Raw genomic sequence first — 20,212 nt, 5'->3', positions numbered from 1 at the left:
TGGTGCGGTTGATTGTTTCATAGTGTTTCGGTGGTCATAGCGTGAGGGAAACGCCCGGTTACATTCCGAACCCGGAAGCTAAGCCTTACAGCGCCGATGGTACTGCAGGGGGGACCCTGTGGGAGAGTAGGACACCGCCGAACAATCATTCAGGAAAGGCCCACACCTCACGGTGTGGGCCTTTTCTTTTGTCTGCATTACCGTAGGCCCCATGAGCACCTCCGACAGGGTCGACAAGCACGACGAGAAGTACCTGGTCCGCGCCATACGCGCCGACGAGTGGCCGGCCGTGAAGGCGCTGCGGCTGGAGGCGCTCCAGGACCCGGTGGCGCATCTCGCCTTCCTGGAGACGTACGAGGAGGCCGTGGAGCGGCCCGACTCGTTCTGGCGGGAGCGGGCGGCCGGGGCTGCCGAAGGGTCCACCGAGGTACGGCAGTTCATCGCCGAGGCACCGGACGGGACCTGGGTCGGGTCGGTCACCCTGCTCATGGAGGAGGCCGGTACGACCGACTGGGCCGGGTTCCCGATCCAGCGGCGCCAGGGACATCTCGTGGGCGTGTACGTACGGCCCGAGCACCGGGGGTGCGGGCTCACGGAGGTGCTGTTCGACGAGGCGCTGCGCTGGGCCTGGGAGATCGGTGCGGAGCGGGTGCGGCTGATCGTCCACGAGGAGAACGGCCGGGCCCAGCGCTTCTACCGCAGGGTCGGCTTCCTGCCGACCGGCCGGACGGTCCCGCTGGCCTCCGCGCCCGACGCGAACGAGCTGGAGTACGTCCTCGAACGCCCCTGAAGCGCCGTGAGGTCAGGCCGGGAGTTCGTCGTGCGGCCAGCGGGCGCGGGCCTGTTCGCGGGAGCGGATGAGGGCCAGCGTCGGCAGGCCGCGGTCGGCGCCGCGGGCCAGCAGCTCGGGGAGCTGGGGCAGCGGGGCGACGGCCGCCACGTCGTCGAGGACGAGCGTGAGTGGTGGGTCGAGCCGACCGGAGGATGACCGTTCGGCCATGCGCCGGCCGCGCTCGACCACGCTTGCGGCGAGTGCCGTGAGGAGGGGCATGGCACCCGGGTTGGTGCGAGGATCCTCGATGGATTCCCCCACCACGTAAAGCGTTCCCCCTTCATCGACGAAGGAATCCAAGGCGACCGCATCATTTCGGTGCGGTGTGCACGCCTCGCGGATGTTCACCGTGGAGAGGGCGGCCAGGGCGCGGCCGGTCAGCGCCTGGGCCAGGTCGCGGCGGTCGGGGTGCGCGGTGAGCGCGGCCTCCAGTTCGCCCGCCGAGCCGGTCGCGGCCTTCGGGCTGGTGCGCAGGATCCGTACGGCTTCCTGGAGTTGGGTGCCCTGCGACCAGCGGTGCACATGACGGACCGTACGGCCGTCGACGGCGGCGGCGTGCAGATAGCACCGCAGGAGCGTGCGGGCGGTGTCGTTCAGCGTCTGGTCGATCTTCGCGGTGGAGTGGACCGGGGCGAGCAGGGCGGCGGCGCGTGCCACCGCCGTGTCCTTGTCCGCGCAGCCCGTCAGGGGCGACCAGTGCAGCCTGGCCGGGGTGTCGCACAGGTGGGCGGGATCGTAGAGGAGGACCGGGCCCAGTTTGGCCCTGGCGTCCTTGGTGTCCTGCCACAGGGCGGGGTCGGACGTGACGACCAGGGCGGGTCCGGCGGCGTCGAGGACCGCCTGCGCGGCCGTCGCCCGGCGGCTCTCCTTCGGCGCGACGACGAGCGTGGGCCGTGTGACGGTCTCCACGGCGGCTTCTGCGGTCGGCTGCGGCTGCGGCGGTGGCTCGGAGGCTGCCGGTACCGGCACCGGGACCGGTGCCGCCGTGGTCGGCGCAGACGCGGTCTCGGCCGGTGCGGGTGGGCGTACGGCTTCCGGTGCGGGGTGGTGCTGCGGCGGGACCGGTGCGCCGGGGACCTCGTGGTGTGCCGGTGCCGGTGTGGCTTCCTGCCAGGGGGCGGCCGTCTCGGGCGGTGCGGGAGCCGCCGCCGGGCGGGTGCGGGAGGCCCTGGCCTCGGCGCGTCGCCGGGCCCGGCCGGCGCGCCAGCGCGTGGTCGTGCCGATGGCGAAGACGGTCAGCACGAACAGCACCATCAACTGGCCGATGAACAGGCCCCAGAACAGCCCGTAGCCCGAGAGGCTGCCGGGCGGGGTGTCGGGCCAGGCACCGGGGACGTCGTGCGGGTCGGTGGCGAGGTGGCGCATGGCCAGGGGCGTACGGGGGAAGCTGACGCCGGACGGCCAGGAGCCGTGCGTGAACAGCCCGGCCAGGCCCGTCGCCGTCCACACCAGCACGGTCATGCCGAGCAGGAAGGCGAGCAGGCCGACCAGCAGGCCGTCCGGGATGCCGCCCTGGCTCCGGCCCCTGCCCGGGGCGCGGTCGTCGGGTCTCACCTGCCTGCCTCTCCTGTGCCACCGTCTCCTATGCCACCGTCGACTCGGAGGAGCCGCCCAGGTCGGGGACGTGCTGTTCCACGAAGGCCGCCGCCCGCTGCTCGGCCTCCAGCTCGGCGGCGCGCAGGGCGTCGTCGGAGGCGAGGCGGTCGTGCGAGGACTCGGTCATGGCGCGGTCGGTGAAGACCAGCGGCCGTTCGGTCTCGGTGATCAGGTGTTTGACGACCTGGACGTTGCCGTTGACGTCCCACACGGCGATGCCCGGGGTGAGGGTGGGGATGATCTCCACCGCCCACCGGGGCAGGCCGAGGACCCGGCCGGTGGCTCTCGCCTCGTCGGCCTTCTGGGCGTAGATCGTCCTGGTGGAGGCCATCTTCAGGATGGCGGCGGCCTCCTTCGCCGCGGCGCCGTCGACCACGTCGGACAGATGGTGGACGACGGCGACGAAGGACAGGCCGAGCCGGCGCCCGAACTTCAGCAGCCGCTGGAACAGCTGGGCCACGAACGGGCTGTTGATGATGTGCCAGGCCTCTTCGACCAGGAAGATGCGCTTCTTGCGGTCGGGGCGGATCCAGGTGTGCTCCAGCCACACGCCGACGATCGCCATGAGGATGGGCATGGCGATGGAGTTGCGGTCGATGTGGGACAGGTCGAACACGATCAGCGGCGCGTCCAGGTCGATGCCGACCGTGGTCGGGCCGTCGAACATGCCGCGCAGGTCGCCGTCGACCAGGCGGTCCAGGACCAGGGCGACGTCCAGGCCCCAGGCGCGGACGTCGTCTATGGCGACGTTCATCGCCTCCGCCGACTCCGGTTCGGGGTGGCGCAGTTGCTCGACGATGTCGGACAGGACCGGCTGGCGCTGCACGATCGTCTCGTTGACGTAGGCGTGCGCGACCTTGAGGGCGAAGCCGGAGCGCTCGTCCAGGCCGTGGCCCATCGCGACCTCGACGATCGTCCGCAGCAGGGCGAGCTGCCCGGTGGTGGTGATCGACGGGTCGAGCGGGTTGAGGCGGATGCCGTGGTTGAGGGCGGCCGTCGGGTCGAGGCGGATGGGGGTTATGCCCAGCTCCTCGGCGATGAGGTTCCACTCGCCGACGCCGTCCTCGCCCTGGGCGTCCAGGACGACGACCTGGCGGTCGCGGAAGCGCAGCTGGCGCAGGACGTACGTCTTCTCCAGGGCCGACTTGCCGTTGCCGGACTCGCCGAGGACCAGCCAGTGCGGGGCGGGGAGCTGCTGGCCGTACAGCTGGAAGGGGTCGTAGATGTAGCCCTTCCCGGAGTACACCTCGCGGCCGATGATGACGCCCGAGTCGCCGAGGCCGGGCGCGGCCGTGGGCAGGTAGACCGCCTGGGCCTGGCCCGTGGAGGTGCGCACCGGCAGCCGGGTCGTCTCGACCTTCCCGAACAGGAAGGACGTGAAGGCGTCCGTGAGTGCGGTCAGCGGGTCCCGCATCAGAGCATCAGCCCCTACCGTCGGATTCCGGTGGCGAACGGGAGCGTGTTCACGAAGGCGCGGTGGTGCTCGCGGTCGCACCACTCCAGCTTCAGATACGACTTTCCGGCGGAGGCGCGGATGGTGCGCTTGTCGCGGGCCAGGGCCTCGGGGGTGCGGGAGGAGACGGTGATGTAGCCGACGAGGTTGACGCCGGCCGCGCCGCTGGCGAGGTCGTCGCCGCGCTGGTCGAGGCGGTGGTGGGCCTGGACGTCGCGGGGGTCCACGGTGCGGTTCATCTTGGCGGCGCGGCTGGCCTCGGCGACGTCGTTGGTCTTCTCGGTCAGCATGCGCTCGATGGCGACCTCGGTGGGTTCCAGGTCCATGGTGACGGCGACCGTGCGGATCACGTCCGGGGTGTGGACCAGCAGCGGCGCCAGGAAGTTGACGCCGACCGGGGTCATCGGCCACTCCTTGACCCACGCGGTGGCGTGGCACCAGGGCTCGCGGGTCGCGGACTCGCGGGTCTTGGCCTGGAGGAACGTCGGCTCCATGGCGTCCAGCTCGGCCGGCCAGGCGTTGCGCTGGGTCATCGCCTGGATGTGGTCGATCGGGTGGTCCGGGTCGTACATGGAGTGGATCAGCGAGGCGAGGCGGCCCTGGCCGAGCGGCTGGCGCACCCGGATGTCGGCCTCCTGGAGGCGGGAGCAGATGTCGGTCAGCTCGCGGGCCATGACGACGGCGAGCCCGGCGTCGCGGTCGAGCCTGCGGCCCGAGCCGGGGCGGGCGGCGCGGGCCATCGCGTGCGCCTCGGCGGCCAGTTCGCGGCTGAAGTGCATGCAGGCGACGAGGTAGGCGCGGTGCTGCTCGCTGCTGGTGGACACCATGGACTGGAGCTGCTCGTACGAGCCCTGGAGCCACTGCGGGGCACGCTCGTCGCCGCGCTGGGAGACGTCCTTGGCGTGCGCGTCGGGGTCGGCGGGCAGGGTGCGGGCGAGCATCTGGAGGCGGGTGACGAAGCCGTCGCCGTTGGCCACGTGCTTGAGCAGGGTGCCGAACCGGTCGACGAGGGCCTCCTGGTCCTCGGAGTCGCGCAGTCCGACGCCGGGGCCCTCGATCTCGATGGCGGCGGTGACCGTCTTGCGGTCGGCGTGCAGCAGGACGGCGATCTCGTCCGGGCCGAACGGCGCGGCGAGCCAGGTGATCCGGCCGATGCCGGGCGGCGGGCCGATCTCGATCTCCCGGCCGTCGCTGCGGGTGCCGGCCTCCATCACACCGGAGCGGTAGACGGTGCCGCGCTTGACGGTGCGCTTGAAGCTGCGGTTGATCTCGAACCACTTGTAGAAGGTCCGGTGCTTGTAGGGCACGTAGACGGCGGCCAGGGCCAGCAGCGGGAAGCCGGCCAGCAGGACGATGCGCAGGGACAGCACGGGGACGAGGAGTCCGCAGAGCATGCCGAGGGCGGCGCCGGCGATGATCAGTGCGATCTCGCCGGTCTCGCGGTTGCGGCCGACGATGGCGTTCGGCCGGGCGCGGCCGATCAGATATGTACGGCGGGGCGTGACCGCGGGGGACACGTGGGACTCGGTCGTCAACGCCCTTCACCTCCCGTGCGATGGGTGTTGCTGTTGCGGGTGCTGCTGGCGTGGGGGGTGTTCACCGGGCTGGGGGCGCGGGGAGCGGGGGCGGCGGAGGGGACGGAGCCGCCGTTGTCGCCGGCGCGCGAGCCGTGCGCGGCGAAGCCGCCGGCGGTCTGGTTGGCGGGGCGGGGCGCCGAGGCGCCGCCGCCGGCCGCGCCGCCGCCGCTGTCGGCCCGGGTGCTGTGGGTCTTGATGCCCTGGGCGACGAGGCTCGCCGGGGAGCTGATGACGGCCGCGGCCTTGCCTTCGGCGCCCTGCATGATGCGGTTGTTGCGGCCGGCGGCGATCTCGTCGCCGAAGCCGGGCACGAAGCGGTAGATCATGGCGCTGGCGAAGATGGCGAGCAGGATGATGGCGAGGCCGGAGACGACGGCGGCGAGCGCGTCGGGGCCGTCGTCGGTGGAGAGCGCGCTGGCGAGGCCGAGCACGATGACGATCACCGGCTTGACCAGGATGACGGAGATCATGATGCCCGCCCAGCGGCGGACGTGGCCCCACAGGTTCTTGTCGACGAGCCCGGAGTAGACGACGACGCCGAGCAGGGCGCCGACGTAGAGCAGGATCGCCCGCAGGAACAGCTCCAGGTAGAGCACGCCCGCGGCCAGGATCGAGATGATCGAGACCAGGATCAGCATGATCGGGCCGCCGCCGATGTCGGTGCCCTTGTCCAGGGCGCCGGCGAACGTGCCGAAGAACGTGCCGGTCTGGTCGCCCGTGGCCTTGGCGAGGACGTCGCTGACGCTGTCGGTCGCGGAGACGACCGTGTAGAGGATCAGCGGGGTGAAGGCGGAGGCGAGCACCGTCAGCCAGAGGAAGCCGACGGCTTCCGAGAGCGCGGTGGACAGCGGTACGCCGCGCACGGCCCGCTTGGCGACGGCCAGCAGCCACAGCAGGAGCGTGAGGATGGCCGAGGCGGCGAAGACGATGGCGTACTGCTGGAGGAACTTCTGGTTGGTGAAGTCGACCGCGGCGGTCTCCTGCACCGCCTTGCTGAGCTGCTTGACGGTCCAGGAGGCGGCGTCGGCACAGCCTTTGGCGAGGGAGGAGAGGGGGTCGAGGGTGGAGGGCGGAGTGGAAGTGGAGTCTCCGCCGTTGCTGCTCGCGTTGCCGCGCTCGCAGTACTGCCGTGCGCGGCCGACGATCAGGTTGCAGTTGCGGCCGCCGCCCGAAGGGGACGGCGACGAAGTGGACGAGGGTGAGGGGTCGGCGACGGCACGGGTCGCCAGCAGCACCACCGATGTCTGTACGGCCGCCACGACTCCCGTGAGCTTGAGCGCGCGCTGCCTGCTACCGGGCATACGTGAACCCTCCGTACTCTTCGATGGCCTTGCGGATCTGGTCGGAGGTGGCGGCTCTGTCGTCGCCGGGGACCGGAGCCGGGCCGTTCTGCTGCGTGTCGGAGACGATCTTCCAGTCGTTCTGGTTCCACCGCAGGTCGAACGTCCACGTCTTCCAGGACGAGGTGATCGGGTCGGTCGTGGCGGTCTTGGACATGCCGATGAGCCCCATGTACCAGACCGAGACCCGGGCGTCGGTGGCGCTGTACTGCCGGACGGCCGTGCCGACCGGAGTCGCACGGGAGACGAAGGTGCTGCCCTTCGGGGAGTTCCCGTCGGCGTCCAGGCCCATTCTGGCGAGGAAGTCGGCCGAGTAGGCCTGGTCCATGGGGCCCTGGAGCTTGGCGGCTGCCTCGGGGGTGTAGAGGAGGTTCACGATGGCGTGCCGGCTGTCCTTCTTGAACATGCCGGTCGAGCCCAGCGTCACCGCGTAGTTCGCCGCCGCGCTCTGCGCCCCCTGCTGGTCGTGGGCGAAGCCGGAGGGGAGGCCGGCGGATCTGGTGGTGACGGGGCGGGTGCCGGTGGGGGCGGTGGCCGCGGCCTCGGCGCGGGCGCCGGAGCCGCCGTGGGAGGCGCTGCCGGAGGATCCGCTGCCGCGGTTCGCGAAGGCGATCGCGGCGATGAGGAGGACGACCACGGCGACCACCGTGACCACGCCGCGCGAGGAGGAGCGGGCGCCGCGGCGGGCGCCGCCGTAGGGGTCGCCCGTCCGGTCGGGCAGTCTGGTGCGGGTCTGGCCGCCGCCGTACGGGTCGGTGTCGGCGCGTGCGGAGTCGCCGTGTCCGTGCTCGTCTCCGAGACTCATGCTCGGTACGCCCCCTCGTCCTTGACCTCGGCCTCGTGGCGGAACGCGTGGAAGTACGACGGTAGTCGCGCTGGTTCCCGCGCGGGCGCTGTGTGGTGACTCGACATCAGGGAAACGCAACCTCGGCCGGTGGGCACGGTGGGTGGGTGGGGGCAACGGGGGCACCGGACGCGCCCGGACGGGACGGCCGGCGGCTGGAAGGGCGCACCGTGCGCGGTGTGCGCGGGTGTGCGCCGTCAGAGGGGTCGCACGGTCTACACCGCCATGCCGTACACGATGGTGAACAGGGTGCCGAGGGAACCGATGATGAAGACTCCGGTGAGACCGGCGATGATCAGGCCCTTGCCCTGCTCCGCGCTGAAGGTGTCGCGCAGGGCGGTCGCGCCGATCCGCTGCTTGGCGGCGCCCCAGACGGCGATGCCGAGGCAGAGCAGGATGGCCACCGCCATCACGACCTCGATCATCACCTTCGCCTCGTTGCCCAGGCTGCCGAAGGGCCCCCAGTCCGGAGCGATCCCGCCGATGATGGTGTTGATGTCTCCCTTGTCGGCCGCAAAGAGCATGTAAGTCACCGCCCCTGGTGGGTAGTTCCACGGCCTCTGCGGGCACGCAGAGGTCAGGCCTCATTGTCCCTGACAATGGCGCCCGCGGATGTCGACTTGGCGCCATCGGCTGGCGAGTTTCGCATGTATGGTCACTCTGTGTATCACGGCAGGTCACGCCGGGCAATGAGGTCGTACCGGAACCTGTGGTGTGGTTCCGTCGTTGTCACTTTTCGTCACTTTCGTGCCCCCGCCCGGTTTCTGACGGCCGGTCGGGTGAAGCGGACGTTCCGATGGTCTCACGGTCCGGGCCGGCCGGGGTGCGGTAGTCCCGCGTGCGCGCTGCGCGGGCGTACGTGTGCGCGGTAAGAGCAGGCGGCGGGACAAGCCGGGCGATGCGGGGCGAAGTGTGCGGTGAACGGGGGTTTCACAGGAAAATCTCAGCGAAGTCGGGATCCCTTTCTCACCTTCTTGAGACACAGTGGTGACCGATGAAGCGCACCTCAGGTACCCCGAGCCCCGTACATCACGGACGCCCGCGTGCCCGCGCCCGCAACCAGGCGCTGTTCGTGGGCCTGATGCTGATCGCCGTGACCTCCGCCTCCGTGGCGGCGGCGGACGACGGCCAGGGGCCGCTGGGGGTGACCGCCGTCGCCTCGGTGACCCCGTTGAGCGCGCGCGTCGGCGCGCTGTTCGACGCCGGTGACGCGGGCTCGCTGCGTGGCGGGCACTTCTGCACCGCCTCGGTGGTGCACAGCCCGGACCGCAATCTCATCCTCACCGCCGCCCACTGCCTGGCCGACGACAGCGACCTCGTCTTCGTGCCGGGCTACCGGGACGGCCGGGCGCCCTACGGGAAGTGGAAGGTCGAGAAGCGCTTCCTGCCCGGCGGCTGGACCAAGGACGAGGACGAGGACAGCGACCTGGCCTTCGCCGTACTGGCCCCGCTGGACGGGCAGGAGGTCGAGGACCGGGTCGGGGGCAATCGTTTCGCCGCCGGTACGGCGACCGGTGCCACCGCGGTGACCGTCACCGGCTACCCCGACTCCGCCGAGGAGCCCATCAGCTGCCTCAACCGGCCCAGCGAGCACAGCAGTACCCAGCAGCGCATCGACTGCCCCGAGTTCACCAGCGGCACCAGCGGCAGCCCGTGGGTCAACCGGCGCCGGGAGGTCGTCGGGGTGCTCGGCGGCCATGAGATGGGCGGGTCCACGGCGGACACGTCCTACAGCGTCGCCTTCGGCACCGAGGCCGCCGAGCTGTACCGGGACGCCGCGGGCGATCCCTGAAGGACGCGCCGGGGCCCCTGGCCGCTGGGCCGTCCCCGGTAGATGCCCGTCCGGAGCGGGCCGGAGCCGTCCGGGGGCAGCGGAGAGCAGTCCGGAGGCAGCCGGGGCGGCCGGGGCGAAAGTGTGGGGCACAGGCGGTTTTCGGCCTGTTTTCGGCGTGTGTGATCATCCCGGAAACGGGCGCCGCGCCTCTAATATGTCCCCAGCGGACTCCTGGGCGGCGAGGGGTGGTTGACGGTGCGTAGGGCATGGGTCGTGGGGATCGCCGCCGTCAGTTCCGTGCTCGCCTTCGTGCTGGCACTCGTCGTCGGGGTGTACCTCACCGCCGGGAACCTGGCGGGCGGCATCGGCGCGGGCGCCGTCGGGCTCGCCAAGGGCGCCGTCCCGGCCGCCTACAGCAGCCTCGTGCAGAAGTGGGGCAACCTCTGTCCCGCGATCAACCCCGCGCTGCTGGCCGCCCAGTTGTACCAGGAGAGCGGCTTCAACCCGAACGCCCGGAGCCCGGCGGCGGCCGAGGGCATAGCGCAGTTCATCCCCGGCACCTGGGCCACCCACGGCGTGGACGGCGACGGCGACGGCAAGCGGGACGTCTGGGACCCGGACGACGCGATCCCCTCGGCCGCGTCCTACGACTGTGAACTCGCCGGATATGTGAAGAGCGTGCCCGGTGACGCCACGCACAACATGCTCGCCGCCTACAACGCGGGCGCGGACGCGGTCATCAGGTACGGGGGCGTGCCGCCGTACTCCGAGACGCAGAACTATGTGAAGACGATCACGACGCTGGCGCAGAGCTTCGCGGCGCCGGTGGCGCGAATCGATCCCTCCGAGCAGGCGGCGGGAGCCATCTCCTACGCGCAGAGCAAGCTGGGCACGCCGTATCTGTGGGGCGGCGAGGGGACCGCGGCGCAGGGCGGGCGGTTCGACTGCTCGGGGCTGACGCAGGCCGCGTACCACAGCGTGGGGATCACGCTGCCGCGTGTCGCCAACGACCAGTACAACGCCGGGCCGCACCCGACGCGGGAGGAACTGCTCCCGGGCGATCTGGTCTTCTTCTCCGACGATCTGACCAACTCGCGGGCCATCCGGCACGTGGGCATCTACGTCGGCGGCGGCTACATGATCGACGCGCCGCGGACCGGTGCCGTGATCCGCTTCGACCCGATCGACACCCCCGACTACTTCGGCGCCACCCGGGTCACCGAAGATGGCGCGAAAGCACTCCCCGTCACGGCGTGAACCCAGCGTGAACCTGCCCCCTGAGCTGCGGAGATGAGTCTCTCTTCGGTAACGTCTGCGTGATCTTTCGGTGGAGTGTGGAACGTATGAAACGGGGTCGTGCGTTCCTGTTGACGTAGCCCGGCGGATGTCTGACGGAGCGCGCGTCACCCACGCGCGCCGGCGGCGGAGACGGACCTACGACCACGGGGGTGGCAGGAGCGGCGCACGCAGGGTGCGGCCGGAGGGACACGACGAAGGGGCCGCAGCACGATGGCTGGACTCGCCGAATCCGGGTCGAACCCCGACGTCGACCTGCTCTACGACATCAACGGCCTCGCCAAGGACGCACCGCGCTGGTTCGACCGGACCATGGAGTTCGTCGGGGAGTACGGGCTGCTGCTGGCCATGGTGCTGCTGGTGGTCTGGTGCTGGTGGTCGGTGCGGCGGCGGGGCGGGCCGGACGCCGCCCCGACCGTGGCCGCGCTGGTGTGGGCACCGCTCGCGGCCGGCCTCGCGGTCCTGGTGAACGTGCCGATCCGGGGCTTCGTGGAGCGGCGCCGGCCCTTCCTGGACCACCAGGGCCTCGATGTGCTCGTGCCGGGCAAGACCGACTTCTCCTTCGTGAGCGACCACGCGACGCTCACCATGGCGATGGGCGCCGCGCTGTTCGTGGCCGACCGGCGGTTCGGTCTGGCCGGGATCGGGCTCGCGCTGCTGGAGGGGTTCTGCCGGGTGTACATGGGCGTGCACTACCCGACCGACGTGGTCGGCGGGTTCGCGCTCGGCACGGCGGTCGCGCTGCTGCTGTCCCCGGTCGCGACGGCGCTGCTCACTCCGGTGCTGCGGGCGGTCGAGGGGACGCGCTGGGGCGGCTGGCTGGTGCGCGGGCGCCGGGACACCGGGGTGAACCCGGTGCTGCCCGGGGCGCGCGGCGAGGAGCACGCCTCGGCGCAGGAGCGGGACCTCGCGGCGTAGGACGTGTCCGGACGCGGCCGCGTCCGGACAGGTGGCCGTCGCCACCGCTACAGGCTCTGCGGGGACGAGAAGAAGCGGTCCGGGTCGTACTGCTGCTTCACCTTCACCAGGCGGTCCGCCGCGTCGCCGTAGTAGGCCGTGCGCCAGTCGGTCAGGGACGGGTCGGTGTAGTTCTGGTACGCGGCTCCCGAGGCGTGGGGGCGCATCGCGCCGTGTGCGGCGGTGAGCCATGACCGGGCCGCCGTGCCCGGGGTCCCGGGGGTCCAGGAGGCGATGTACTGGGCGAGCATGCGGGAACGCCGGTGCACGAAGGCGGTCGCGGTGGGGGAGACCCGGTTGACGGCGCCGCCGAGCGCGGTGAACGCGACGCTGCCGGGGCCGCCGGTGACCGCCTCCACCTGGGCCAGCAGGGTCTGGACGGCGGCCGGGGAGAGCGAGCGGTCGAAGAAGTCCGAGCGGGCCGCGTAGGTCTCGCGGCCGAGCGCGCCCTGCGGGGAGCGGCCCGGGACGGCGCCGGGCAGATGGCACTGCGGTTCGGCGGCGAAGGACGAGCAGCCCGCGTAGGACTCCATGGCGCCCTCGTAGGAGTGGCGGTTGAGCGAGACGGCCGACGCCGCGCCGCAGCGGTCGGCCAGCCGGTCCACCGCGTTCTGCAACTCGCCGTAGGTGCCCAGTGAGAAGGCGGCCACGGACACCTTCGGGGCGCCGCCCGGGGTGTTCTCCAGGTGCAGCGAGGACCAGATCTCGTCCGGCTGGTCCGGGCCCCACTCCTGCCAGGCCCGCACCACGTCGGCCGCCCGCGCCCACGGCCAGCTCAGATAGGCGGAGACCGCCTGGGGCGCGGGGTGGGTGCGGAAGCGCAGCTCGGTGACGACGCCGAAGTTGCCGTTGCCCGCGCCGCGCAGCGCCCAGAACAGGTCCGGGTTCTCGGTGGCGTCCGCGGTGAGCTGCCGGCCGTCGGCCGTGATCAGGGTGGCCTGGGTCAGGCTGTCGCAGGTCAGGCCGTAGGCGCGGGAGACGACGCCGTGGCCGCCGCCCAGGACCAGGCCGGAGACGCCCACGGTCGGGCAGGAGCCGGCCGGTATGGTCACGCCCTTCGCGGCGAGTGCCCGGTAGACGTCGATGAGTTTGGCGCCGGCGCCGACCACCGCCGAGGTGCCGCTCGCCCGGACCGCGGCGAGCTGCGACACGTCGACGATCAGGCGGCCGTCGCCGGAGGACCAGCCCGCGTAGGAGTGGCCGCCGTTGCGGATCGCCACGCGCAGGCGGTGGGCGCGGGCGTAGGAGAGGGCCGTACGGATGTCGTCGGGGTGCGCCACGTAGGCGACGGCGGCGGGCCGCAGGCTGTCGAAGCGGGTGTTGTAGAGCCGGTGTGCCGTGGTCCAGCCGGTGTCGCCGGGGCGGACCAGGGTGCCGTCGAGGGACCGGGCGAGCGCGGACCAGTCGGCGGGGGCGGGGGTGCCGGGCGTCCGGGTGCCGGTCGCGGGGGCCGGGGTCGCCGTGCCCCGCCCGGTGCCGGTGCCGCCGGGTGCCCGGGGCGCCGCTCCGTCGCCACCGCCGCCGCTGCACGAGGCCGTGGCGAATGCCGCGACCACCGCCGCGCCGCCCGCCATGAACCCACGTCGTTCCATGCTCCGCGCCTCTCGTCAGCCCCCCGGAACCGAGACGAGCGCGAGGGGCCGGAGGGTTCCCTCGTGGGGGCGGGCACAGGAGCCCGCGGGGGCGCGGGGGCGCGCGGGGTGTGTTCAGCCGGTGGCCGGTGTGGGGACGGCCCGCCACCGGCCGGACCGTCGCCGGCCGGACCGTCACCGCCGCCGCCACCGCGGCCGGTGGTGCGTCCCGGCCCGCGGCTCGCGGCCTGCCGACCGCCGGGCCGTCGGCCACGCTCCGGCGGTCTCGCGGGCGGCTGCCCGGCCGTCGTCCTGCTGCCCGGCTGCCCGGCTGCCCGGCTGCCCTGCTGCCCTGCTGGCCCGTGGGCTCGGCGAGGACCGGCGTGCGGACCGGCGTGCGGACCGGCGGCCCCGCCCCGCCCCGCCGCGCGTCGGCCATCGCCTGCCGGTGAACGCCCGCCGGGCATTGCCCGCTGGTCATCGCCTGTCGGTGAGCGCGGCGGGGACGCGGACGCTCAGGCGCCTCTCGGGCGGATGCCCTTGTGGTCCATCCCCTGCCGCCCCGCGCCGCCGCGCCACCGCGCTGCTCCGTCGTTCGCCGCCTGCCGCCTGCCGCCTGCCGCCTGCCGCCTGCCGTCCCTCTACTCGGACGTCTCCCGCCCCCCAGTCCCTTCGTCTCCCCGTCCCTTTGTCTCCCCGTCCCTCCGCACCCCCGGGAGGGACCCCTTCGGGGCAGCCCGTGCCCCCGGAGAGACCCCATCGGGATCTACGCGTGTTCTCCCCGTGAGCGTTCCGTGACCTCACCGCACCGACGGCAGGGGTTCACCCCGCGTTCACTTCCGGCCATCGGCCGCTTCATCTGTTCTGCCTAATTTCGGCCTTACCCGGTGCTGATGCGCGCATCTCGGCGCATCGGTGCCAGTCATTCTTCGCACGCCGCCGATCAGGACGGCGGCTCCTGGAAGGAACTCCCTCAAGTGAAGCTTCAGCGCAAGAACCGGCGGGCACTCGCTCTCGGCGTCCTCGCCGTCTCCGGCGCCCTGGCCCTCACGGCGTGCGGTTCGGACGACACCGGCGGTAAGAGCGACGCCTCCGGCAGCGGCAGCACCGCCGCCTCGAACAGCTCCGTCAAGTGCGACGGCGCGAAGGGGCAGCTGCGGGCTGACGGCTCTTCCGCGCAGAAGAACGCGATCGACGCCTGGGTCAAGCAGTTCAGCCAGGCCTGCGGCACGCAGATCAACTACAAGGGCGGCGGCTCCGGCGCCGGTGTCACCGCGTTCGGCCAGGGCCAGGTCGCCTTCGCGGGCTCCGACTCCGCGCTGAAGCCCGAGGAGATCGAGGCCTCGAAGAAGGTCTGCACCGGCGGTCAGGGCATCGACCTGCCGATGGTGGGCGGCCCGATCGCCGTCGGTTACAACGTCTCCGGCGTCGACGACCTGGTCCTGGACGCGCCGACCCTGGCCAAGATCTTCGACGGCAAGATCAAGACCTGGGACGCCCCGGAGATCAAGCAGCTCAACCCGAAGGCGAAGCTGCCCAGCCTGAAGATCCAGGCGTTCCACCGCTCGGACGAGTCCGGCACCACGGACAACTTCACCAAGTACCTCAAGGCCGCCGCGCCGAACGACTGGAAGTACTCGGGCGGCAAGGCCTGGCAGGCGAAGGACGGCCAGGCCGCTCCGCAGTCCTCCGGTGTGGCGCAGCAGGTCAAGCAGACCGACGGCGCGATCGGCTACTTCGAGCTGTCCTTCGCCAAGGGTCTGAGCACGGTCGCCATCAACACCGGTGCCGCCGCCCCGGTCAAGGCCACCGTCGAGAACGCCAGCAAGGCCATCGCGGACGCGCAGGTCGTCGGCACCGGCAGCGACCTGGCGCTCAAGCTGAACTACAACACCAAGGCCGAGGGCGCGTACCCGATGGTCCTGGTCACCTACGAGATCGTCTGCGACAAGGGCAACAAGTCCGACACGCTGCCCGCCACCAAGGCGTTCCTGCGCTACATCGCCAGTGAGGACGGCCAGAAGATCCTCACCGCCAACGACTACGCGCCGATCCCCGACGCCATCATCGGCAAGGTCCGCACCACCATCGAGGGCCTGAGCTGATCCGCGTGCGGTCCGGCCCCCGCACCGGGGCCGGACCGCACCGTCCGGTGCACCGCCGCCAGGAGCCGCGCCCCGCGCACGGCTCCGCAGACCGGAGAACCCGATGGACATATCGACACAGAAGACAGAAGCTGACGCACCCCCCCTCCCGCCCGGCCCCGGCCCGGCCGAGCACAAGCGCACCGGCCGCGGCGTCACCCGCCCCGGAGACCGGATCTTCCTCGGTCTCTCCCGCGGCTCAGGCATCCTGCTGCTCGTGATCATGGCCGCCATCGCGGCCTTCCTGACCTACCGCGCGTGCCTGGCCATCAGCAAGGACGACGGCAACTTCCTGACCACCTTCGAGTGGAACACCGGTGTGCAGCCGCCGGTCTTCGGCATCGCCGTGCTGGCCTTCGGCACCGTGGTGTCCTCGGTGGTCGCCATGGTCGTCGCGGTCCCGGTCGCGGTCGCCATCGCGCTCTTCCTCACCCACTACGCCCCGCGCCGGCTGAGCGGTCCGATCTCGTACGTGATCGACCTGCTCGCCGCCGTGCCGTCCATCGTGTACGGGCTGTGGGGCGCCCTGATCCTGGTGCCGCACCTGGACGGCCTCTTCAGCTGGCTGAACGACTATCTGGGCTGGACCGGCATCTTCTCCTGGGAGGGCGGCGCCCCCCGGTCGATGCTCACCGTGGGCATCCTGCTCGCCATCATGATCCTGCCGATCGTGACCAACGTCAGCCGTGAGGTGTTCCGGCAGGCGCCGCGGATGCACGAGGAGGCCGCGCTGGCCCTCGGTGCCACCCGCTGGGAGGTCATCCGCATGGCGGTGCTGCCCTTCGGCCGCTCGGGCGTGATCTCCGCCTCGATGCTCGGCCTCGGCCGCGCGCTCGGCGAGACGATCGCCGTCGCCACCGTGCTCTCCCCGACCTTCGACATCAAGGCCAGCCTGCTCGACCCGGGCGGCGGCACCTTCGCCCAGAACATCGCCAGCAAGTTCAGCGAGGCGACCGAGTTCGGCCGGGACGCGCTGATCGCCTCCGGTCTGGTCCTGTTCGTCATCACCCTGCTGGTCAACGGCGCGGCCCGGCTGATCATCGCCCGCCGCAAGGAGTACTCGGGGGCCAACGCATGAGCACCGCGACCACCGCCGACCGGCGTCCGAGCAGCCTGCGCGGCGCCCGCCTGCCCCAGTGGACCCCGTGGGCGACCGCCGCCGGATCCGTCGTCGTGGCCGTCGTCATCGGCGTCGTCGGCGACCTGCACAGCCGTATCCAGTGGGGGCTGATCGCCGCCCTGCTGTTCATCCTGGGCACCTACGGCATCACCGCCCGCGTCGAGGGCCGCCGCCAGGCCAAGGACCGGGTCGTCACCAGCCTGGTTTGGGTCTCCTTCCTGATCGCCCTGGTGCCGCTGATCTCCCTGGTGTGGACGACGGTGCGGCGCGGGGTGAAGGTCCTGGACTTCTACTTCCTGTCGCACTCCATGGGCGTCGTCGCCGACACCGAGCCGGGCGGCGGCATCTACCACGCGATCATCGGCAGCCTCGAACAGGTCGGCCTCGCCACCGCGATCGGCGCCCCGATCGGTGTGCTCACCGCGATCTACCTGGTGGAGTACGGGCGGGGCAACCTCGCCCGCGCGGTGACCTTCTTCGTCGACGTCATGACGGGCATCCCGTCCATCGTCGCGGGCCTGTTCATCCTCAGCCTGATGCTGATCTTCGACATGGAGCCGTTCGGCTTCGCCGGTTCGCTGGCCCTGGCCATCCTGATGATGCCGGTCGTGGTCCGCTCCACCGAGGAGATGCTCAAGCTCGTACCGAACGAGCTGCGCGAGGCCGCGCTCGCCCTGGGCGTGCCCAAGTGGCGGACGATCCTCAAGGTGGTCCTGCCGACCTCGATCGGCGGTATCACCACCGGCATCGTGCTGGCCATCGCCCGTATCGCCGGCGAGACCGCCCCCGTGCTGCTGCTGGTGTTCGGCAACCCCTTCATCAACACCAATCCCTTCGAAGGGGCGCAGGCCTCGCTGCCGCTGTACATCTACCAGCAGTACGCGAACAGCGCGGGCTCCGGTGCGGCGTACGACCGGGCGTGGGCGGCCTCGCTCACCCTGATCGCCGCGGTGATGATCCTCAACCTGGCGGCCCGCGGCATCGCCCGCTGGAAGGCCCCTCGTTAACCCTGTGCGGCTACCGCCGCGTGGCCGGTCGCCAAGCGACCCCCTCGGCGACTGAGACGGAAGTGAAGAAGTAGTCATGGCCAAGCGAATCGACGTGAGCGGGCTCACCGCCTACTACGGCTCCCACAAGGCGATCGAGGACATCTCGATGACGGTCGAGCCGCGTTCGGTGACGGCGTTCATCGGGCCGTCCGGCTGCGGCAAGTCGACGTTCCTGCGGACCCTCAACCGGATGCACGAGGTCACCCCCGGCGGCCGGGTCGAGGGCAAGGTGATGCTGGACTCCGAGGACCTGTACGGCACCGGGATAGACCCGGTCTCGGTCCGCCGCGAGGTCGGCATGGTCTTCCAGCGGCCGAACCCGTTCCCCACCATGTCGATCTTCGACAACGTGGCGGCCGGGCTGCGGCTGAACGGCGGCCACAAGAAGAGCGAGCTGGGCGACATCGTCGAGAAGTCGCTCAAGGGCGCCAACCTCTGGAACGAGGTCAAGGACCGGCTGAACAAGCCGGGCTCGGGCCTGTCCGGCGGTCAGCAGCAGCGGCTGTGCATCGCCCGCGCCATCGCGGTCGAGCCGAAGGTGCTGCTGATGGACGAGCCCTGCTCGGCGCTCGACCCGATCTCCACGCTCGCCATCGAGGACCTGATCGGCGAGCTGAAGGAGCGCTTCACGATCGTCATCGTGACGCACAACATGCAGCAGGCGGCCCGTGTCTCGGACCGTACGGCGTTCTTCAACCTGGCGGGCGTGGGCCAGCCGGGCCGGCTGATCGAGATCGACGACACCGAGCGGATCTTCTCCAACCCGTCGGTGCAGGCCACGGAGGACTACATCTCCGGCCGCTTCGGCTGATCCCCCGAACCCCTCGCGGTGCTGCATGGCGGTGCCACCGCGAGGACGCGAAAGGGCCCGCCCCCGGTCTCCGGGGGCGGGCCCTGTGCGTGCCTGCGGCGCGGTGGCCGGTCCTACAGGAACGCGAGGTCGATCAGCCAGAACGCGACGGCCGAGACAATGGCCGCGGCCGGCATGGTGATGAACCAGCCGAGGACGATGTTCTTGGCCACGCCCCAGCGGACCGCGTTGACCCGCTTGGTGGCGCCCACGCCCATGATCGCCGAGGTGATCACATGGGTGGTGGAGATCGGGGCCTTGAAGAGGAAGGCCGTGCCGAACATGATCGAGGCGCCGGTCGCCTCGGCGGCGAAGCCCTGCGGCGGGTCCAGCTCGATGATCTTGCGGCCCAGGGTGCGCATGATGCGCCAGCCGCCCGCGTAGGTGCCCAGCGACAGCATCAGCGCGGAGACCAGCTTCACCCACACCGGGATCGGGTCGCCGTAGGTCTCGACGCCGCCGATGACCAGCGCCATCACGACGACGCCCATGGTCTTCTGCGCGTCCTGGAGGCCGTGGCCGAGCGCCATGCCGGCCGCCGACACCGTCTGCGCTATGCGGAAGCCCCGCTTGGCCTTGTGCGGGTTGGTCCGGCGGAAGATCCACATGATGGCCGTCATGACCAGATAGCCGACGATCAGGCCGACCACCGGCGACAGGAACATCGGGGTGACGACCTTGTCCACCACCCCGGACCAGTACACGGTCGTACCGCCCGCGAGCGCGGCGCCGACCAGGCCGCCGAACAGCGCGTGCGAGGAGGACGAGGGCAGGCCGAAGTACCAGGTGGTCAGGTTCCAGACGATGGCGCCCAGCAGGGCCGAGAAGAGGATCCCCATCCCCTTGCTGCCGGTGGGCGTGTCGATCAGTCCCTCGCTGACCGTCTTGGCGATGCCGCTGCCCAAAAAGGCACCGGCGAGGTTCATCACCGCGGCCATCGCCAGCGCGGCGCGCGGGGTGAGCGCGCGGGTGGAGACGGAGGTGGCGATGGCGTTGGCGGAGTCGTGGAAGCCGTTGGTGTACGCGAAACCGAGCGCGACCAGGATGGTCAGAACCAGAGCGAAGGTGTCCATGGACGCCTCAGGACTCCTTGACCGCGATGGTCTCCACCGTGTTCGCCACGTGTTCGAAGGCGTCGGCCGCCTCTTCCAGCACGTCCACGATCTGCTTGAGCTTCAGCACCTCGATCGCGTCGTACTTGCCGTTGAACAGGTGGGCGAGCAGCTTGCGGTGGATCTGGTCCGCCTGGTTCTCCAGGCGGTTCACCTCGATCCAGTACTCGGTGAGGTTGTCCATGGTCCGCAGGTGCGGCATGGCCTCGGCGGTCAGCTCCGCGGCCCGCGCCAGGACCTCGATCTGCTGCTCGACGCCCTTGGGCAGCTCCTCGACGTTGTAGAGGACGACCAGGTCGACGGCCTCCTCCATGAAGTCCATGATGTCGTCCAGGGACGACGCGAGGGAGTAGATGTCCTCGCGGTCGAAGGGCGTGATGAACGAGGAGTTCAGCTGGTGGAAGATCGCGTGCGTAGCGTCGTCACCGGCGTGTTCGGCGGCCCGCATACGCTCTGCGATCTCGGCTCGGGCGGATGCGTCCGCCCCGAGCAGTTCCATCAGGAGCTTGGAGCCCGTGACGATGTTGTCCGCGGACGCGGCGAACATGTCGTAGAAGCTCGTCTCCCTGGGGGTCAGACGAAAGCGCACGTGGGGTCCTCGGGGTGCTTCGGTTTCGGTCAGGGTGATGCTAAGCGCATCATCCGGCCACGGCTAAGGGGCCGTCCCCCAGTGTCGCCCATCAGGCACAGTGGTCGG

General features: G+C 71.1%; 17 protein-coding genes and 1 rRNA gene. 9 read left to right on the top strand and 9 right to left on the bottom strand.

Annotated features, from left to right (window positions below):
* Window positions 1-26 precede the first annotated feature (26 nt).
* Both rrf and B086_RS0123225 read left to right on the top strand, forming a co-directional pair.
* Window positions 27-143 (top strand): 5S ribosomal RNA (gene rrf / locus B086_RS0123230).
* Window positions 144-211: 68 nt separating this feature from the next.
* Window positions 212-790, top strand: coding sequence for a GNAT family N-acetyltransferase (locus B086_RS0123225; protein ID WP_018568830.1), 579 nt, complete (start codon window positions 212-214; stop codon window positions 788-790).
* Between the two features lie 12 nt (window positions 791-802).
* Here B086_RS0123225 and B086_RS0123220 read toward each other — a convergent pair whose 3' ends face one another.
* From B086_RS0123220 to B086_RS0123195, 6 genes are all read right to left on the bottom strand, one after another.
* Window positions 803-2,386 carry a type IV secretory system conjugative DNA transfer family protein gene (locus B086_RS0123220; RefSeq protein WP_018568829.1) on the bottom strand — a complete coding sequence of 528 codons (1,584 nt, stop codon included), beginning with the start codon at window positions 2,384-2,386 and terminating at the stop codon, window positions 803-805.
* Window positions 2,387-2,414: 28 nt separating this feature from the next.
* Window positions 2,415-3,842 carry an ATP-binding protein gene (locus B086_RS0123215; protein ID WP_018568828.1) on the bottom strand — a complete coding sequence of 476 codons (1,428 nt, stop codon included), beginning with the start codon at window positions 3,840-3,842 and terminating at the stop codon, window positions 2,415-2,417.
* Window positions 3,843-3,856: 14 nt separating this feature from the next.
* Window positions 3,857-5,416, bottom strand: coding sequence for an SCO6880 family protein (locus tag B086_RS0123210; RefSeq protein WP_018568827.1), 1,560 nt, complete (start codon window positions 5,414-5,416; stop codon window positions 3,857-3,859).
* The gene (locus B086_RS0123205; RefSeq protein WP_018568826.1) at window positions 5,413-6,759 is read right to left on the bottom strand and encodes a membrane protein; all 1,347 of its coding nucleotides are present in this window, start codon (window positions 6,757-6,759) and stop codon (window positions 5,413-5,415) included. The genes B086_RS0123210 and B086_RS0123205 overlap by 4 nt, the downstream gene beginning before the upstream one ends.
* Window positions 6,749-7,603: a hypothetical protein gene (locus B086_RS44660; RefSeq protein WP_018568825.1), complete on the bottom strand. Its 855-nt coding sequence runs from the start codon at window positions 7,601-7,603 to the stop codon at window positions 6,749-6,751. Before B086_RS44660 ends, B086_RS0123205 begins: the two co-directional genes overlap by 11 nt.
* 254 nt (window positions 7,604-7,857) lie before the next feature.
* A complete protein-coding gene (locus B086_RS0123195; protein ID WP_014673544.1) occupies window positions 7,858-8,166 on the bottom strand; it encodes a hypothetical protein in 309 nt (102 codons plus the stop codon).
* A 470-nt stretch (window positions 8,167-8,636) separates the two neighbouring features.
* Here B086_RS0123195 and B086_RS0123190 point away from each other — a divergent pair, with 470 nt between their 5' ends.
* The 3 genes from B086_RS0123190 (at window position 8,637) to B086_RS0123180 (ending at window position 11,630) form a co-directional block, all read left to right on the top strand.
* Entirely contained in the window at window positions 8,637-9,434 is a 798-nt protein-coding gene (locus B086_RS0123190; protein WP_018568824.1) for a trypsin-like peptidase domain-containing protein, read from the top strand.
* 237 nt (window positions 9,435-9,671) lie between these two features.
* Window positions 9,672-10,673: a bifunctional lytic transglycosylase/C40 family peptidase gene (locus B086_RS0123185; RefSeq protein WP_026252687.1), complete on the top strand. Its 1,002-nt coding sequence runs from the start codon at window positions 9,672-9,674 to the stop codon at window positions 10,671-10,673.
* 252 nt (window positions 10,674-10,925) lie between these two features.
* Window positions 10,926-11,630 carry a phosphatase PAP2 family protein gene (locus B086_RS0123180; protein ID WP_018568822.1) on the top strand — a complete coding sequence of 235 codons (705 nt, stop codon included), beginning with the start codon at window positions 10,926-10,928 and terminating at the stop codon, window positions 11,628-11,630.
* A gap of 47 nt (window positions 11,631-11,677) precedes the next feature.
* On the opposite strand, the gene B086_RS0123175 is transcribed toward B086_RS0123180, so the two are convergent.
* Complete coding sequence (locus tag B086_RS0123175) at window positions 11,678-13,261, bottom strand: FAD-binding oxidoreductase (protein WP_026252686.1); 1,584 nt, start codon at window positions 13,259-13,261, stop codon at window positions 11,678-11,680.
* A gap of 956 nt (window positions 13,262-14,217) precedes the next feature.
* Here B086_RS0123175 and pstS point away from each other — a divergent pair.
* The 4 genes from pstS to pstB all read left to right on the top strand — a co-directional run bounded on the left by pstS (window position 14,218) and on the right by pstB (window position 18,364).
* Window positions 14,218-15,345 (top strand): phosphate ABC transporter substrate-binding protein PstS, encoded by a 1,128-nt coding sequence (gene pstS / locus B086_RS0123165; protein WP_018568819.1) that lies wholly within the window; start codon window positions 14,218-14,220, stop codon window positions 15,343-15,345.
* Between the two features lie 103 nt (window positions 15,346-15,448).
* Entirely contained in the window at window positions 15,449-16,462 is a 1,014-nt protein-coding gene (gene pstC, locus B086_RS0123160; RefSeq protein ID WP_018568818.1) for a phosphate ABC transporter permease subunit PstC, read from the top strand.
* Window positions 16,459-17,511, top strand: coding sequence for a phosphate ABC transporter permease PstA (gene pstA / locus B086_RS0123155; RefSeq protein WP_018568817.1), 1,053 nt, complete (start codon window positions 16,459-16,461; stop codon window positions 17,509-17,511). Before pstC ends, pstA begins: the two co-directional genes overlap by 4 nt.
* Window positions 17,512-17,587: 76 nt before the next feature.
* Window positions 17,588-18,364, top strand: coding sequence for a phosphate ABC transporter ATP-binding protein PstB (gene pstB / locus B086_RS0123150; RefSeq protein ID WP_018568816.1), 777 nt, complete (start codon window positions 17,588-17,590; stop codon window positions 18,362-18,364).
* A 113-nt stretch (window positions 18,365-18,477) separates the two neighbouring features.
* Here the strand turns inward: pstB and B086_RS0123145 are convergent, their stop codons facing one another.
* Window positions 18,478-19,476 (bottom strand): inorganic phosphate transporter, encoded by a 999-nt coding sequence (locus tag B086_RS0123145; protein ID WP_018568815.1) that lies wholly within the window; start codon window positions 19,474-19,476, stop codon window positions 18,478-18,480.
* A gap of 7 nt (window positions 19,477-19,483) precedes the next feature.
* Entirely contained in the window at window positions 19,484-20,104 is a 621-nt protein-coding gene (locus B086_RS0123140; protein WP_026252685.1) for a DUF47 domain-containing protein, read from the bottom strand.
* Between the last annotated feature and the right edge of the window lie 108 nt (window positions 20,105-20,212).

The organism is Streptomyces sp. PsTaAH-124, from assembly GCF_000373685.1.
GTDB lineage: Bacteria > Actinomycetota > Actinomycetes > Streptomycetales > Streptomycetaceae > Streptomyces > Streptomyces andamanensis.
Note: the sequence above shows the minus strand (reverse complement) of the source record. Positions and strands in the feature narration are given on the sequence as shown.

Excerpts from the sequence above, each read along its gene's own strand:
- pstC (WP_018568818.1), top strand. The coding sequence starts at position 15,449 with ATGGACATATCGACACAGAAGACAGAAGCTGACGCACCCCCCCTCCCG.
- pstA (WP_018568817.1), top strand. The coding sequence starts at position 16,459 with ATGAGCACCGCGACCACCGCCGACCGGCGTCCGAGCAGCCTGCGCGGC.
- pstB (WP_018568816.1), top strand. The coding sequence starts at position 17,588 with ATGGCCAAGCGAATCGACGTGAGCGGGCTCACCGCCTACTACGGCTCC.
- B086_RS0123180 (WP_018568822.1), top strand. The coding sequence starts at position 10,926 with ATGGCTGGACTCGCCGAATCCGGGTCGAACCCCGACGTCGACCTGCTC.
- B086_RS0123190 (WP_018568824.1), top strand. The coding sequence starts at position 8,637 with ATGAAGCGCACCTCAGGTACCCCGAGCCCCGTACATCACGGACGCCCG.
- B086_RS0123195 (WP_014673544.1), bottom strand. The coding sequence starts at position 8,166 with ATGCTCTTTGCGGCCGACAAGGGAGACATCAACACCATCATCGGCGGG.
- B086_RS44660 (WP_018568825.1), bottom strand. The coding sequence starts at position 7,603 with ATGAGTCTCGGAGACGAGCACGGACACGGCGACTCCGCACGCGCCGAC.
- B086_RS0123175 (WP_026252686.1), bottom strand. The coding sequence starts at position 13,261 with ATGGAACGACGTGGGTTCATGGCGGGCGGCGCGGCGGTGGTCGCGGCA.
- B086_RS0123205 (WP_018568826.1), bottom strand. The coding sequence starts at position 6,759 with ATGCCCGGTAGCAGGCAGCGCGCGCTCAAGCTCACGGGAGTCGTGGCG.
- B086_RS0123225 (WP_018568830.1), top strand. The coding sequence starts at position 212 with ATGAGCACCTCCGACAGGGTCGACAAGCACGACGAGAAGTACCTGGTC.
- B086_RS0123215 (WP_018568828.1), bottom strand. The coding sequence starts at position 3,842 with ATGCGGGACCCGCTGACCGCACTCACGGACGCCTTCACGTCCTTCCTG.
- B086_RS0123145 (WP_018568815.1), bottom strand. The coding sequence starts at position 19,476 with ATGGACACCTTCGCTCTGGTTCTGACCATCCTGGTCGCGCTCGGTTTC.